General features: G+C 36.0%; 13 protein-coding genes. 3 read left to right on the top strand and 10 right to left on the bottom strand.

Going from position 1 to position 14,774, the window contains the following annotated elements:
- Positions 1 to 38: 38 nt before the first annotated feature.
- The 10 genes from hcp to V7024_RS20900 all read right to left on the bottom strand — a co-directional run bounded on the left by hcp (position 39) and on the right by V7024_RS20900 (position 12,681).
- Entirely contained in the window at positions 39 to 1,325 is a 1,287-nt protein-coding gene (gene hcp, locus V7024_RS20945; protein WP_335523492.1) for a hydroxylamine reductase, read from the bottom strand.
- Positions 1,326 to 1,431: 106 nt separating this feature from the next.
- Complete coding sequence (locus V7024_RS20940; protein ID WP_335523489.1) at positions 1,432 to 2,028, bottom strand: hypothetical protein; 597 nt, start codon at positions 2,026 to 2,028, stop codon at positions 1,432 to 1,434.
- A 361-nt stretch (positions 2,029 to 2,389) separates the two neighbouring features.
- Positions 2,390 to 4,240, bottom strand: coding sequence for a hypothetical protein (locus V7024_RS20935; RefSeq protein WP_335523486.1), 1,851 nt, complete (start codon positions 4,238 to 4,240; stop codon positions 2,390 to 2,392).
- Positions 4,230 to 6,038 carry a hypothetical protein gene (locus tag V7024_RS20930; protein WP_335523485.1) on the bottom strand — a complete coding sequence of 603 codons (1,809 nt, stop codon included), beginning with the start codon at positions 6,036 to 6,038 and terminating at the stop codon, positions 4,230 to 4,232. The genes V7024_RS20935 and V7024_RS20930 overlap by 11 nt, the downstream gene beginning before the upstream one ends.
- An 83-nt stretch (positions 6,039 to 6,121) precedes the next feature.
- Positions 6,122 to 6,382, bottom strand: coding sequence for a LemA domain protein (locus V7024_RS20925; protein WP_335523483.1), 261 nt, complete (start codon positions 6,380 to 6,382; stop codon positions 6,122 to 6,124).
- 160 nt (positions 6,383 to 6,542) lie between these two features.
- Positions 6,543 to 7,970: an arginine-ornithine antiporter gene (arcD, locus tag V7024_RS20920; protein WP_335523493.1), complete on the bottom strand. Its 1,428-nt coding sequence runs from the start codon at positions 7,968 to 7,970 to the stop codon at positions 6,543 to 6,545.
- Between the two features lie 238 nt (positions 7,971 to 8,208).
- Entirely contained in the window at positions 8,209 to 9,720 is a 1,512-nt protein-coding gene (locus tag V7024_RS20915; RefSeq protein WP_335523480.1) for an ABC transporter permease/substrate-binding protein, read from the bottom strand.
- A 3-nt stretch (positions 9,721 to 9,723) separates the two neighbouring features.
- A complete protein-coding gene (locus tag V7024_RS20910) occupies positions 9,724 to 10,677 on the bottom strand; it encodes an ABC transporter ATP-binding protein (RefSeq protein WP_335523478.1) in 954 nt (317 codons plus the stop codon).
- Positions 10,678 to 10,778: 101 nt separating this feature from the next.
- Positions 10,779 to 11,333, bottom strand: a complete 555-nt coding sequence (locus V7024_RS20905) for a YdcF family protein (RefSeq protein WP_335523476.1) — start codon at positions 11,331 to 11,333, stop codon at positions 10,779 to 10,781.
- Between the two features lie 229 nt (positions 11,334 to 11,562).
- The gene (locus V7024_RS20900; protein WP_335523474.1) at positions 11,563 to 12,681 is read right to left on the bottom strand and encodes an RNA-guided endonuclease InsQ/TnpB family protein; all 1,119 of its coding nucleotides are present in this window, start codon (positions 12,679 to 12,681) and stop codon (positions 11,563 to 11,565) included.
- A gap of 282 nt (positions 12,682 to 12,963) precedes the next feature.
- Between V7024_RS20900 and V7024_RS20895 the strand changes: the two genes are divergently transcribed.
- From V7024_RS20895 to V7024_RS20885, 3 genes are all read left to right on the top strand, one after another.
- Positions 12,964 to 13,203 carry a DUF2584 family protein gene (locus tag V7024_RS20895; RefSeq protein ID WP_335523472.1) on the top strand — a complete coding sequence of 80 codons (240 nt, stop codon included), beginning with the start codon at positions 12,964 to 12,966 and terminating at the stop codon, positions 13,201 to 13,203.
- Positions 13,204 to 13,225: 22 nt separating this feature from the next.
- A complete protein-coding gene (locus V7024_RS20890; protein ID WP_335523470.1) occupies positions 13,226 to 14,383 on the top strand; it encodes an exonuclease SbcCD subunit D in 1,158 nt (385 codons plus the stop codon).
- Positions 14,380 to 14,774, top strand: a 395-nt coding sequence (locus V7024_RS20885; protein ID WP_335523468.1) for an AAA family ATPase, incomplete at its 3' end; no start/stop codon positions are given. The genes V7024_RS20890 and V7024_RS20885, both read left to right, overlap by 4 nt.

The following is a 14,774-nucleotide window of genomic DNA, read 5'->3' as shown; positions in this document are numbered from 1 at the left end:
ATGAAAAAGGTGATGTTCATTGAACATCACCTTTTTCATTATGATAACATCGCTTTCATATCTTCTTCTGCTGTTGTAATGAGTTGTAAACGAAATGCGTCCTGTAACACCTGTAGTACACCTGGTGATATAAACTCTGGTGCTTTCGGACCGATACGAATATCTTGAATACCAAGACTAAATAATCCGAGTAAAATAGCTACAGCCTTTTGCTCAAACCAAGACAATACAATGCTGACTGGTAGCTCATTCACTTCACATTGAAATGCTTCCGCTAAGGCGGCTGCAATTTTCACTGTTGAAATCGAATTATTACATTGACCGAGATCAATATAACGCGGTATATTCGTTCCTGGCACAACGCCATAATCTACGTCATTAAAGCGGAATTTCCCGCAAGACGTCGTTAGAATAACTGTTTCTGGTGGTAAGGATGTAGCTAATTCCCGATAATATTCTCCACCTTTTCCAGGTGCATCACAACCAGCAATGACGAAGAAACGTTGGATTTTACCACCTTTCACCGCATCAATAATTTCTGGTGCAAGCGATAATACGGTTTCATGGTGAAATCCCGTTGTTAACTGTTCTTCTGATTCCATTTGGACATCTGGAAGTTCCAACGCCGTTTCAATAAGCGATGTAAAATCATTATTTTCAATTTTGCGTACTCCCTCTAACCCTGCAATATCATAGGAAAAGAAGCGATTTGCATATGTTCCTTTAATTGGCATCACACAATTTGTCGTTGCTAGTATAGCTCCTGAAAATTTTTCGAATAAACGGCGCTGATCATACCAAGCCTTTCCGATATTCCCCTTTAAATGCACATATTTTTTCAACTGGGGATAACCATGTGCTGGCAGCATTTCAGAATGTGTATAAATATTGATACCTGTTCCTTCTGTTTGCTTTAATAACTCTTCTAGCGCAAATAAATTATGTCCTGTAACAACAATTGCTTTTCCATAAGCACGATTTTGTGTAATTTGTACTGGTTCTGGCACTCCGAAATGATCAGTATGTGCCTTATCAAGTAATTCCATCACGCGAATCGCGGCTTTTCCGACTTTCATTGCCATATCTAAATGTTCTTGTTCATTAAAGTTTGAATTTGTTAACGTCATATATAACGCTTCATGCGTAACTGCATCTACAAATGGGTCTGTGTATCCAAGCTGCGCTGCATGAGTACGATATGCAGCAATTCCTTTTAAAGCAAAGACGATAATATCTTGTAAGCTTGCAATGGTTTCATCTTTTCCACAAACTCCGATAATTTTACATCCCCCGGTAGGCGTTTGTTCACATTGATGACAAAACATCATTCCCATCCCCTCTCTAGCAATCTTTATAGTGTAAGCGTAATACAAATCGCTATTGAAAGATGTGATGATAATCACATGGAATGATGCAATTTTGTGACAACATTCATCTTGTTAACATAATATTTTTACTGCTTTCTTTAATCAATGTTTGCGCATGTGCATTTCCTTGAATTACATCACGAAATTCTTTCAAAGAATACATATGCGTCAATCCTTTCATAACATGAATACAAACTGGTACACCTTGTAGTTCATCATTAACAGCAAATGCATCATCGATAGGCTCTATCGGGAATCCTAATGAACGTAAGTACATATACATACGCTTTGTTACAACTGCAATATACCACTCTGTTTTTACTTCTAATGCATGTATAAATAAAATCGTCGCAAGTTGCTTAAATTGTCCACGACCGCGAGATGTTTTCGCAATACTTAATTTTCCAATTTCGTATACGTTTTTTAATCCTTTTATATATTCATTTTCAGAAAACGGATAAAAAAACTCGGAATTTGATTGTTCAGGTGTTGTATATTGTATGCATTCAACAGTTCCGATATAATGATTATCTTCTATCAATAAAAATCTTGAAGGTGTTAAATTTCGTTCTACAAACATTATGTTTCGTTCTTCACAAAAATCTCCCCATAATTGCTCGAACCAAAAATGTTCTTCCTTTGTTTGAACACGTTGGAACATACTTCCCCGCCTTTCCTATCACCCTTTACTTTTTGTTAGCGCTTTCACTATCTATCATATAAAAAGGAAACTTGCTATGCAAGAAAAACTATTTTTCCAATTTATAATTTCTATAAATAAATCATGATTCCTGTATTACTTTTATATTTAAAAAAAAGCCTCAAAAAACCATGGCAATATTCACAAAAAAATTATTACATTTTGAAAATGTTCTCCTTATCTCAAAACCTGAAAAACACAAGAAAAAATATGAAACCTCCATCAGGGCGGATTTTCTTGATTCCTCACTGATGGAAAGCGCGCAATTATCCCCACTTCTTGAAAGGTACTTCTACCTATTAATACGGGTTAAGGTGCAGCGTTATTTCTTTATCCCTGCTAACCAGTGCTGCAAAATATTTATTAGTTCTTTTTTTCCCGCTACCCTCTCTTCGCCTTTTTTTGTTTTATACGGATACAATTGTAAAAATACACCGCAACCTACTTCAATTTTTTTAGCATGCATATTACTACCTGGATATACACATATAACTTCATAAATTGCACGGCGGTGAAATAAGCGTTTTCCATTTTGCTCTTCTACATATTTAATTGACCAATATTTATACATCTGCTCAGTTGCTTTCGTATTTCCAACTGGTTGAAAAATGTTATACATCGGACTATATTTTACTTCAACTATAATAGATGATTGATATTCATAGGCAGTTTCCCCTCGTTTATAACAATCAATACGGATATCTGGTTTTTTTGTATCCTCTCCATTATAAAAATGACTCTGTTTACTGAGCGCAATAAGCGGATGCGTTTCAATTAAATCATTAAATACTACATGCAACTGCAAATCTTCGTCCTCCAACACAATTGTTGTACCATCTTGTAAACCATCTAAATAAAAATACGATTGAATTTGCTCTGCAATTGACATGTAATCGTTAAAACCAAGTTCTTGTAGAATTGCCACAACAGTAAAGTAGGCATAATACTCATAAATTAAAAATGTCGGCTTATAAACAAATAAAAATGATGGTTCTAATTCATTACGATATGGTGAAAATTCAAGCTGATGTAATAATTGATGGTATACAGGAGGCAACGAATGTGTTGTAAGTGTAATTTCTTCCCGAACCTCTCTCCAAAACGGCGTATATAAAAGGCTTGAAAAATCCGTTAGTGTACTTTGCAAAATTGTATAAAGCACCTTATATTCTTGAATTTTCATAGCCATTTTGCGTAAGTCTGTGTCTTTTAACAAATTAATGTTACGATATTTTTGTTTGTCTCGCTCCGTCACAGAACCATTTCGCTCAATCGTTTGTAAAATCGTATGCACTGCTTTTTTCTCGTCTCTTCGCGTTTGCTGTGCCCTCTCTAATTTCTGAATCGTTTCGCGCAAAAATAAATCAATTTCTAATAGCTGATTATAAAACAACTTCGTTTTATATTTTACATAGCCATTCACTTTATCATGCTTTTTCTCTGCAAAACGGCGATTATACCACTTTTCATACAGTTTTTTCTCGCGCATAATAGTGCTTTTTCTTCCCTGCTTTCTCTCCCGCATTTCCCATATATACTCATCTTCAAAATTTACTTTTTGCTGCACTTCATAATATAACTGCTTTATTTTTTTCATTTTTTGCGGCAACATCCGGAGCATACGCATATATGAATAATCTTCAATATCTGCAAATGTAACAAATGTCTTTTTATAATATCCTCGATCTAAAATGATCCCACTTAGCACAGACTTTACATATTGCTGAATTAATTCTAATTGATCATCAAAAAAATTTTTCGGAACGATATGAAATGCGCCGTAAAACAACTCTTCTCCAATCTGCACTTCAAAATGATATACACCACAGCGCCATGGATATAAATAATCCGTTTTTCCATGCTCATACAGTAAAATAGTACGTTGTTTTTCATGCAGTTCATATTTCCATTCCATATGTTGCTTTTGTCCTTCATATACTTTATTCCAAATAAACGTAATCTTTATTGGATATTGTGATTGTATATGTAGCCGAAGCGGTTTTAATTCTTGTACTTTGTACACACACGACGAAATCGTAACGGGTGAAGTGCAAAGTTTATTTAATACTATATGTTCTCCCTTCTCTTCTGCCCCTACTATAACTTTCAATACAAACGGAAGCTTCTCTCCTGTTTCTATAATTTCTGTCTCATACTTGCTTTCATTTAACATAACCGTATAACTCCAACTCCCGCCGTTTTTGCTTCATATACAACAGCGAGTGTTCAAAAGTTGATACACGATTTGCAAGTGATGTTTGTAATAATTGTACAAGAGACACTTCTTTTTTCCCCTCTTCCCGAAGCAATGTCCCTATTGTAGCTTCTGTACCACGTAACTTCGTTAGAATACGTTGTTTTATTTGTAAGTCAAATGCTTCTTCACGGCTTATTAATAAAGTTCCCCCTTCATCACACGGTATATTTTGTAAATAATATGCAATTGCTGAGGCAACGCGAAAAGAGATCCCTTTGGACGCATCGTGAAGAAATAACAGCTGATGCATTTTATCTAATAACTCCACTTCTTCTTCTGTAAACACACTAAGCATTGCCTTGTGATGAACCCAGTTCATTCGAAATTCTAGAGCTGGAACAGAAAATGCAAACGGACGAGGTAGCACTTTTCTCTCGATCATACTCATCTCACAAAATGGAATTTTTTGAAGGAATACAACATTCACACGATCCAATAAACGGTCGGATAACTCTTTTGTTGTTTCATCAAAATTAACTGTACCAACAAAAATGACATTATCACCAATTTCTATTTGTGATGGCACATCTTGCTCTTTTCCATTTCCCGCTGCATACAAAGATAAAATACGATTTTTCCGCTCCAACTGTAGGAGTGATAAAAAAGGCGTAAACCAATGTTCAATATATGACAAGTTCATTTCATCAAATGCAATTATATATAATTGATTTGGATTTTCAGCTGCTTCTACAAGAGTTCGAACAAGTTTTGTTTCACTTTCCATATATGTTCCGTTTGAATGGAGATAACCTAGCACATCATGCGGTTCTTGATAGGATGGTGAGACTGGAACCCAAATGAACTCTTTCCCAAATGCTAATCCAAGTGCTTCCGCATAAGCTTGCACAAACTGTGATTTCCCAATTCCAGGCATACCACCTACTATTGTTAATAAATTTGTCTTTACACAAATATGAAAATTGTAAATATCGCTTTCATCAATATATAATTCTTTTTCTGCGAGAATTTGCTTCACATACTGTATAAAAGAATATTCACGTTCATTCCATTCCTTTTCTTTTTCTTGTTTGCTTGTATCGATAATTTCAATTATTTTTCCGTTCTCTTTTATTTGTTTTTCTAATTGTTCATATACTTCTGTTCGAACAAAAAATAAGCTATTCTCAACATTCATATCGACATACTGCATCCAATCATCAATATCAAGGTAACGAACAACCCTTCCCTGCTCTCGATATGCAATGGCACTAATAGAAGGCTTTAAAGTTACATTTCCATATATCCGTCCTTCATACCATAACAACTCTGGCACACCAAGATCATGCGGGAATTTTGGTACTAGAAATGAAACATATCCTTTCCCAAGCTTTCTTTCAAATACTTCTCTTTCCTTTAAGACTGATAGTTTAGGCGAAGGGATCATTTTATAGGAATTTGCTATGTCTCGTTCCTCACAACGTATTAGTTCTGCATATAAATTGCCACTTGTATAAGAAAGTCGAAATAACAACAACTGTTTTTCTCGATTTCCTTCTTTTATACTCGCAAAAAATTTTTCATTTTGTTTATTTTTATATAAACCCTCAAAGATATAACAACCATCTCCAAAAGCTGCCTCGATTATGTTAGGGATTGGTGAGAGACAAACGACAAAAAATGATTCTTTCTTCTGCTTTTCTGCGAATTTCCCGACAAAACGCATATGCTGCAATCTCTTTACAAAGCTTGGATGAAGAGGTTTCTCTAATTTCATCTTGCTCACCTTCTTTTCCCGATGCTTTTATCATTGTATGAGTAATAAAAGCAAACTAGAAACAAAAAACCTGACACTTATTGTCAGGTTGAATGAAATCCTTCTTTTTCTTGAGAAATTGCGTTGTGAGCAATCTTCATTTTCGTTAGGACATAACGTAATGTATCTTCTGCATTCTTATCTTCGTGTATTTGCATATTAGTTAAAACTTCTACAGAACATGCTAAATTTTCTACCGCTCCACGTAGTTCGGGATGTCGATTAAAGAACGATTCTTGCACTAATAATTTTCGGACGTCTATTGCTAACTCTACAATTCGCACTAATTTTTCCTGTTCTTCCATAACAATCCCCTCCTACATACCTTTTACATTAAATATTCTGCTCATTACTAGAAATCCCTGCTAACGCTTTAAAAATTAACACACAAAATACTTTATCCCGCATTAAAAAAGGATCTATGCTCACACTTTCGCATAAATCCTTTTTTGTATATTGATATATTTACATCCCGATTTTTCCAGAAGCTAACATATAAATAGAAGTAACTGCTGCTAGTAAGATAATAATCATTACATACTGTTCAACGCGAGTAAAGCAGCGATTTCCTTGCTCTTTTCTTGCAGCAACATAAACAATTAGACCGATGCCATATACTAAAGAAACAAGTAATAAATTTTTCAATCCAGCTGCATACACAAGCCAAACGCCATATGTAGCTGCCATTAGAGCAAGTATCCCATCTTTCCATCTGTTTCCTTCATATGCTTCTGTAATCACTAATTTTAACTGATATAGTGCTGAAAATACATATGGGAGTAAAATTGATGTTGATGCAATAAAATACATGATCTGATATGTTGATTCTGAAAATAACACAATAATAAATAATGTTTGGGCAACACAATTTGAAATCCACAACGCTGCATGCGGCGTATGATTTTTGTTCGTTTTTGTAAATACCTTCGGAAACACAGCGTCTTTTCCAGCAACGTGAGAAATTTCCGAAACAAGTAAAAACCAACCAATTAATGTACCAATAAGAGACGCAATTAATCCTATGTTAATAACCAATGCTCCCCATGAACCGACAACATGTTCTAATACATGTCCCATTGACGGCGTTTCAAGTGCTGCTAATTCCTCTCGTGGCATCGCTCCTAGCGATAAAACTGAAATTAGAATATAAACGCCCATTACTAACAGTAAACCAAATACAGTTGCTTTTCCGACATCACGGCTACGTTTTGCTCGCCCTGATAAAACGACAGCTCCTTCTACGCCAATAAATACCCAAAGCGTAACAAGCATCGTATTTTTAACTTGTCCAAGTACAGAAGATACTGAAACCTGGCCTTTTCCCCAGAAGTCATGTGTAAATGTATCCCAGCGAAATGCCGTTACCATAATGACAATAAATAATAAAATTGGGACAAGTTTGCCGATTGTCGCAATAAAATTCATAATCGAAGCTTCGCGAATGCCAAGTAAAATAAGAAAATGAAGCGTCCACAATAACACTGATGCACCGACGATAGCCGGAACAGTATTACCACCTTTAAAAATCGGAAAAAAGTATGCTAACGAGTTAAATAGCAACATAATCGTTGCAACGTTACCTAATATTCCAGCAATCCAATATCCCCATGCGCTGTTAAATCCAATGTATTCTCCAAAACCAGCGCGTGCATAACTATAAATACCACCTTCAAGTTCTGGCTTCCGCTGTGCCAATGATTGATATACAAGAGCAAGCGGTATCATTCCTAATGCTGTAATACACCAACCAATTAAGGTAGCACCGCTGTTTGCCCCTGCTGCTAAATCGTGCGGTAAACTAAATACACCGCCTCCAACCATTGTTCCTACTACAAGTGCGATTAATGGAAAAAATCCTAATTTCTTTTCTATTGGTATCACCCCGTCTGCAATTTCTTGATGTGCTCATTCCGTTCTACCAGGCATTCATATTATGAGTTATTTATATATAAAATACGTACCTCGAAAATAACGAACTGTTTCACTTTATATTCTTTCAGAAAAACATTACCTATTCTAAAAGAAAACGAGCAAAAATGGAATACTTTTTCGAAAAAAAGTATAAGTATGCATAAAAAAAGGGCGTTTTTTTTATATAAACGGCCTTTTTTTATGTATTTGTAAATGAATTCTATTTTAATAATCCTTCTTTTTGTAAAAACTCTCTTGCTACCTTCTCTGCTTTTTTCCCTTCTACGTTCACTTCATAATTCATTTTACGCATTTCTTCGTCAGTAATTTTCCCTGCAAGTTTATTTAATGTTTTTTCAATTTCTGGGTATTTCTTTAACGTTTCTTCCCGTAATAATGGTGCTCCTTGATATGGTGGAAACAGCCCTTTATCATCTTCTAGTACTTGCAGACCGTATTGCTGTAATTCACTGTCTGTTGAATAGGCATCAATGAGATTCACATCGCCAGATTGAATGGCGCTATAACGCAGCTTCGGTTCCATAGTTTTTAAATTAGGAAACTGTATATGATATAGTGTTTGTATTCCTTTATATCCATCTTCACGATCTCCAAATTCAAGTGTAAATCCCGCTTTCATATTAGAAGAAACATTTTTCAAATCAGAAATTGTTTTGATGTTATACTGCTGCGCTATTTGTTTTGGTACTGCTAATGCGTAAGTGTTGTTATACTGCATTGGTTTTAACAGCTTCATATTAAATTTCTGCTCCATTCCATTTCGTGTCTGCTCATATACTTCTTGACGATCTGTACTTTTTGGCGTTTCCTTTACGAAAGTCGATAAAGCCGTTCCTGAAAATTCTGGATAAATATCGATTTCTTTAGATTTTAACGCTTCAAATACAAAAGATGTTTTTCCGAATCCTGGTTTTACCTCTACTTTTAAATCGGTATCCTGTTCGATTAACTGTTTATACATCTGAATTAAAATTTCTGGTTCTGAACCAAGCTTGCCAGCAATTATAATATCTTTCTTTTGAGTACTCCAAAGAAATGGTGCGATGATGATTCCAACTATAACGGCAATTGCAACAATTGTTCGCCTTGGTGAACGTCTTACACGCAGGGTCATGCGCAGCACACCATCAAAAAATAATGCTAATAATGCAGCTGGAATAGCACCTAACAAAATAAGAGCATGGTCATTCCGATCAATTCCAAGCAGAATAAGCTTTCCTAACCCTCCTGCTCCAATTAAAGCAGCCAATGTCGCTGTACCAACAATTAGTACCATTGCCGTCCGAATTCCTGCCATAATAATAGGCCAAGCAAGTGGTATTTCTACCTTCCATAAACGTCTCCAATTATTCATCCCCATCGCTTTTGCTGCCTCAATAAGCGATGGATCTAGTTCACGAATCCCTGTGTATGTATTTCTTAAAATAGGAAGCAATGCATAAATCACAAGCGCAATTATAACTGGGACCTTCCCGATACCAACTAACGGAATTAATAACCCAAGAAGCGCCAAAGACGGAATCGTTTGCATCACAGCAGAAGTACCAATTACCCATTCCGCAATACGCTCTTTTCTTGTTAATAAAATTCCAAGCGGTACTGCGATAAGAATTGCAAAAAATAAAGCAATCAACGAAATTTGCAAATGTTCCAAAAGGGCACTTAACAGTTCTTGTTTACGCTCTTGCATCGTTTGTACAAAGGTTGTCACTTTCTATGCCCTCACTTTCATTTGCTCTACTATGTATTGAACGATATGCTGACTTGTTAATGTACCGATATATGTACCGTTTTCTTCGATTGGTATTTCTTTTTCGTGTTCTAAACGAAGCAAAGCATCATGCAGAGCCACTTCAGTCGAAAGTGGATGACCATCACCTTGTTTTCCTTCTTGCGCTAATATTGATACTATATCTTCTACTTTTCTTTGATCATACCAAGATAATCGTGGTCTCCCAATAAACTCTTCTACAAATGTATTTGCAGGATTTTGTAAAATGACTTCTGGCGTATCAAGTTGGATAACTTTTCCATCTTTCATTATACAAATACGATCACCAAGCGCTAGCGCTTCTTGCATATCATGAGTTACGAAAACAATTGTTTTTTGAATCTTTTTTTGCAAGTCTACTAAATCACGCTGCAGCTGCTCACGGCTTAAAGGGTCAAGCGCACTAAACGGTTCATCCATTAAAACAATTTTCGGATTGGCAGCAAGTGCCCGCACAACACCAACGCGCTGCTTTTGACCGCCAGATAATTCATCTGGCATACGTTCCCTATATATATGCGGATCTAAACCAACCATTTCTAATAACTCATCAACACGCTTTTCGATTTTCGCTTTACTCCATTTGCGCATTTCTGGTACAACCGCAATGTTTTCTGCAATTGTCATATGCGGAAAAAGCGCAATTTGTTGCAAAACATACCCAATATCCCATCGTAATTCATGAATGTTATAATCCCGGATGTTCTTCCCATCAATAAAAATTGAACCTTCTGTTGTTTCAATTAATCTATTAATCATTTTCATCGTCGTTGTCTTTCCGCATCCACTCGGGCCAATCAAAACAAAAAATTCTCCTTTACGAATCTCTAGCTGCAAGGAATCTACGGCCTTTATTTTATCATCAAACGTTTTTGAAACGTGTTCAAATCGAATCACATACACAACTCCTTTTTCATTCTTTCCTCTATTTTCAAGGAAATTTGAGCTATTTTCAAATGATTTGTCTTTTCAAAATAAAAAGAGCTCTATTTTGAGCTCTAATAATCTTTTAAAATTGTCTTTATGATCGCCGCATACTCACGTATATATGCCTTTTTTCGCGAACGCTTTGGCGTTGGTGCAGCAAGTGCTTCCATCTTCATACCTAAGCGGTCTGCTATGATTTTCGTCCGGTATAAATGATAGGTGTTACTTACTACAATCGCATGCTTCACATCATATAGCTCCTTAGAAAGCTTTAGATTTTCATATGTACTTGTAGAACGATCTTCAAGTAAAATTCTTTCTTTTCCAATACCGTTTTCCATTAAATATCGACTCATACTAAGAGCCTCTGAAATATCTTCATCGTCTCCTTGTCCGCCAGATACAACTACTTTTACTTTTGGATGCGAATGTAAATAGCCTAGCGCTACATCTAATCGATTTTGTAGTGATAACGATGGTTTATCGCCAAATAATTTTGCACCTAAAATTAAAACATAAGGTGCTGTATGACTTACTTTCTCATTAGCAATTTTCTTCATGCAGTATGATATATAAACAACATATACTGGCGGCAATAACAACAGTAATAATAACCATTTATTCATATAGCAGTTCTCTCCCTTTTTTATATTATATAAAAGAAAGAGATCATACAGAAGTATTTTACCTACATCTAGTGAATAACCCCTCCTTATCCACCTACAGTCTGATTGAAGAAGGGGCTTCCTGTTTCATAGACCGTTGCATAGTGGGGTGTCCCACTGCGTCTTACACAGTCTCCACAGGCGTAAATTATACTGTTCGGACATAACCTTGCCCTACAGTTTGTAGACTCTAGTTTATGGCAAGCAATTCTTCTAATCCTTTTTGTAAGATGTTTCGGCTCGCGTTATAGTCTCTATCCAATACTGTTCCGCACTTTGTACAAATATGGGTACGAATAGAGAGAGATTTCTTCACACGATTCCCGCAAACAGAACAGTCTTGTGAAGTATACTTTGGTTCTACTTTGATCAGTATACCGCCATGATTTTCGCATTTGTAAGCAAGCATGTTTCGAAACATTCCCCATCCCGCATCAGAAATAGACTTCGATAACTTTCTATTTTTAACCATGTTACGAATGTTCAAATTTTCTACAACGATAACGGAATACTCTTTCGCTAGATTGTAACTGAGTTTATGAAGAAAATCTCTGCGCTGGTTCGCTACCTTTTCATGTAGCTTGCGAACACGCTCGGCCTGTTTTATGAAGTTAACAGAGCCTTTTTTCTTCTTAGAAAGTTTTCGTTGTGCTTTCTTTAGTTGCTTTTCTTTTTCGCGGAGAAATCTAGGATTTTCATATTCTAAACCATTAGAAAGAACGGTATACTTATATAATCCAACGTCAATTCCTACCGCACGATTGGTATCGATATCAGACGGTACCACTTGTCTTTCGACACTGAAAATAGCGTACCACCTTTTCCCTTGACGTTTGAGGATTATTTGCTTGATTGTTCCTTCGAGTGGTCTATGAATTAAGATCTCTATTTCTCCCAACTTTTTATTGTATAACTTACCATTATCAGAGAAAGACAGGGCATAGCGATGCTTTCCGTTTGGCTTGAATCCAAATTGCGGAAACGTCATACTATTGTAATCTTTATACTTTTTCTGTTTTGGATACTTTGCATCTTTACGAAAGAAATGATCAAACGCTTTTTTCAGACGCGCAAAAACTTCTTGCAAAGGCTGAGAAGGTATTTCTTTTAGAAAAGGATACGTCTTCTTATCCAATGTAAGTTGTCTTTGCATATCATAACGATCGTAATTCTCTTTGTTTTGTTTATATTTCCGTTCTTTGTCTAGCAAGGCAGAGTTGTAGGTTTGACGACAATATTGTAGCCAACGGTCTAACACTTCTTTTTGTGCTTCTGTTGGAAAGATTTCATATTTTTGATTCAACAACATTGTCGTCACCTCCCATTCGTTTTATCCTTGTGTTTCGATGTGTTTTTAGCATTTCTAATGGTGCACCGCCCACAGCCAGCAAACAATAACTTTGAGACCAAAAGCATTCTTTACATACATTCTATCTGCTTTGAGGAAATTCCTTTTTCAATCCTTTGGCTTACGCCAACCAAAATTTATCCCCTCTCTACTCATTGGGGTTTCACCCTTCTCATTCCTTGAGGAAGAGGAATTCTTTTGGAAATATGTTAAAATAGAGACATAAAAAAGGGGTGTTTTTGCATGAAGTTTGAAATGCATACAAAGATTATTGTAAATGAAACCGAGAAACGATTACATACAGAAGATAATATATTTCAATTAACGTTAGAAGGATATCATTTATTTGTAGTGGATGAAATATTGCCGGTGTATAAAACAAGACAAGAGCTTGTTGGAAGTGCCGTTGTCAAGAAAGTGGAATGGGCAGAGGGAAGAACGACGCTTTTATATCAACTTATTTCACTTCAATCTGTGAATTAATAGAAGAGAAAGGAAGGGAAAGATGAAATTTTTTCATACAGCCGATTGGCATTTAGGAAAGCTTGTACATGGTGTTTATATGACAGAAGATCAGCGCTATGTTTTAGAACAATTTATACAAGCAGTCAAAGAAGAAAAACCAGATGCTGTCATAATTGCAGGAGACTTATACGATCGTGCCATCCCTCCGACAGAGGCGGTAGATTTATTAAATGAAACATTACAAAAAATTGTAATTGAATTACAAACACCAGTACTAGCGATTGCGGGAAATCATGATAGTCCAGACCGTATTCATTTTGGAAGTAGTTTAATGAAGAAGCAAGGCTTACACATTGTCGGACAATTTCAATATCCATATGAGCCAGTTGTTATGCATGATGAATATGGAGAAGTACATTTTCATTTAGTTCCATATGTCGATCCGAGCATTGTTCGTCATGTTATGAAAAATGAGGACATTCGTAGTCATGACGATGCAATGCGTATTTTTATGAATGAGTTATCAGAAAGTATGGATAAAGAGGTGCGTCATGTCTTTGTTGGACATGCTTTTGTAACTTCATCAGGGGAAGAAGAAGAAAATACAAGTGATGCTGAAAGACCATTATCTATCGGCGGAGCAGAATATGTAAACAGTCATTATTTTGACGCTTTTCATTACACAGCGCTTGGCCATCTGCACCAGGCACATTACGTACGAAATGAAACAATTCGCTATGCAGGTTCGCCGCTCGCTTATTCTATTTCAGAAGAGCATCATAAAAAAGGGTATTACATTGTTGAATTAAACGAAGTAGGACAAGTAACACTTGAAAAACGATCATTAACACCAAAGCGTAAAATGAGAACGGTAGAGGCAAAAATTGATGAATTGCTGCAACACCCTGTTTCCGAAGACTATGTATTTGTAAAATTATTAGATGAAAATCCTGTATTGCAACCGATGGAAAAGATTCGTTCTGTATATCCGAATGCAATGCACGTAGAGCGTGTTATCCAAAGAAAAGAATTAGCAAATGAAAACATTGCAGTCACTTCACGCCATAAAATGGATGATCTTTCTCTTGTGAAAGCTTTTTATAAAGAAATGAAAGGGACGGAGTTATCAGAAGAAAAAGAACGTCTCTTCTTAGAAGTATTAAAAACAGTTCATGAACGAGAGGGGGAGAGAGCATGAGACCTATCAAACTTATTATGACAGCGTTTGGTCCATATAAACAAAAAGAAACGATTGATTTTGAAGAACTAGGCGAACATCGAATCTTTGCGATTTCTGGAAATACAGGTGCGGGAAAAACAACGATTTTTGATGCGATTTGTTACGCATTGTACGGAGAAGCGAGCGGAGAAGAACGTAATGATACGAATATGCTTCGTAGTCAATTTGCTGATGATAACGTATATACTAGCGTTGAATTATTATTTCAATTAAAAGAAAAAACGTATTGTATAAAGCGTCAACTTGGTCATAAAAAGCAAGGGAATAAAACGATTACGGGCCATGCGATTGAATTTTATGAAGTTGCTGGTGATGAGCAGATTCCATGTGTAGATCGCTTCCATGTGAC

The sequence above is a fragment of the Bacillus sp. JJ864 genome, from assembly GCF_036963045.1.
GTDB lineage: Bacteria > Bacillota > Bacilli > Bacillales > Bacillaceae_G > Bacillus_A > Bacillus_A pseudomycoides_C.
Note: the sequence above shows the minus strand (reverse complement) of the source record. Positions and strands in the feature narration are given on the sequence as shown.

Excerpts from the sequence above, each read along its gene's own strand:
- hcp (WP_335523492.1), bottom strand. The coding sequence starts at position 1,325 with ATGTTTTGTCATCAATGTGAACAAACGCCTACCGGGGGATGTAAAATT.
- V7024_RS20940 (WP_335523489.1), bottom strand. The coding sequence starts at position 2,028 with ATGTTCCAACGTGTTCAAACAAAGGAAGAACATTTTTGGTTCGAGCAA.
- V7024_RS20935 (WP_335523486.1), bottom strand. The coding sequence starts at position 4,240 with ATGTTAAATGAAAGCAAGTATGAGACAGAAATTATAGAAACAGGAGAG.
- V7024_RS20930 (WP_335523485.1), bottom strand. The coding sequence starts at position 6,038 with ATGAAATTAGAGAAACCTCTTCATCCAAGCTTTGTAAAGAGATTGCAG.
- V7024_RS20925 (WP_335523483.1), bottom strand. The coding sequence starts at position 6,382 with ATGGAAGAACAGGAAAAATTAGTGCGAATTGTAGAGTTAGCAATAGAC.
- V7024_RS20905 (WP_335523476.1), bottom strand. The coding sequence starts at position 11,333 with ATGAATAAATGGTTATTATTACTGTTGTTATTGCCGCCAGTATATGTT.
- V7024_RS20900 (WP_335523474.1), bottom strand. The coding sequence starts at position 12,681 with ATGTTGTTGAATCAAAAATATGAAATCTTTCCAACAGAAGCACAAAAA.
- V7024_RS20895 (WP_335523472.1), top strand. The coding sequence starts at position 12,964 with ATGAAGTTTGAAATGCATACAAAGATTATTGTAAATGAAACCGAGAAA.
- V7024_RS20890 (WP_335523470.1), top strand. The coding sequence starts at position 13,226 with ATGAAATTTTTTCATACAGCCGATTGGCATTTAGGAAAGCTTGTACAT.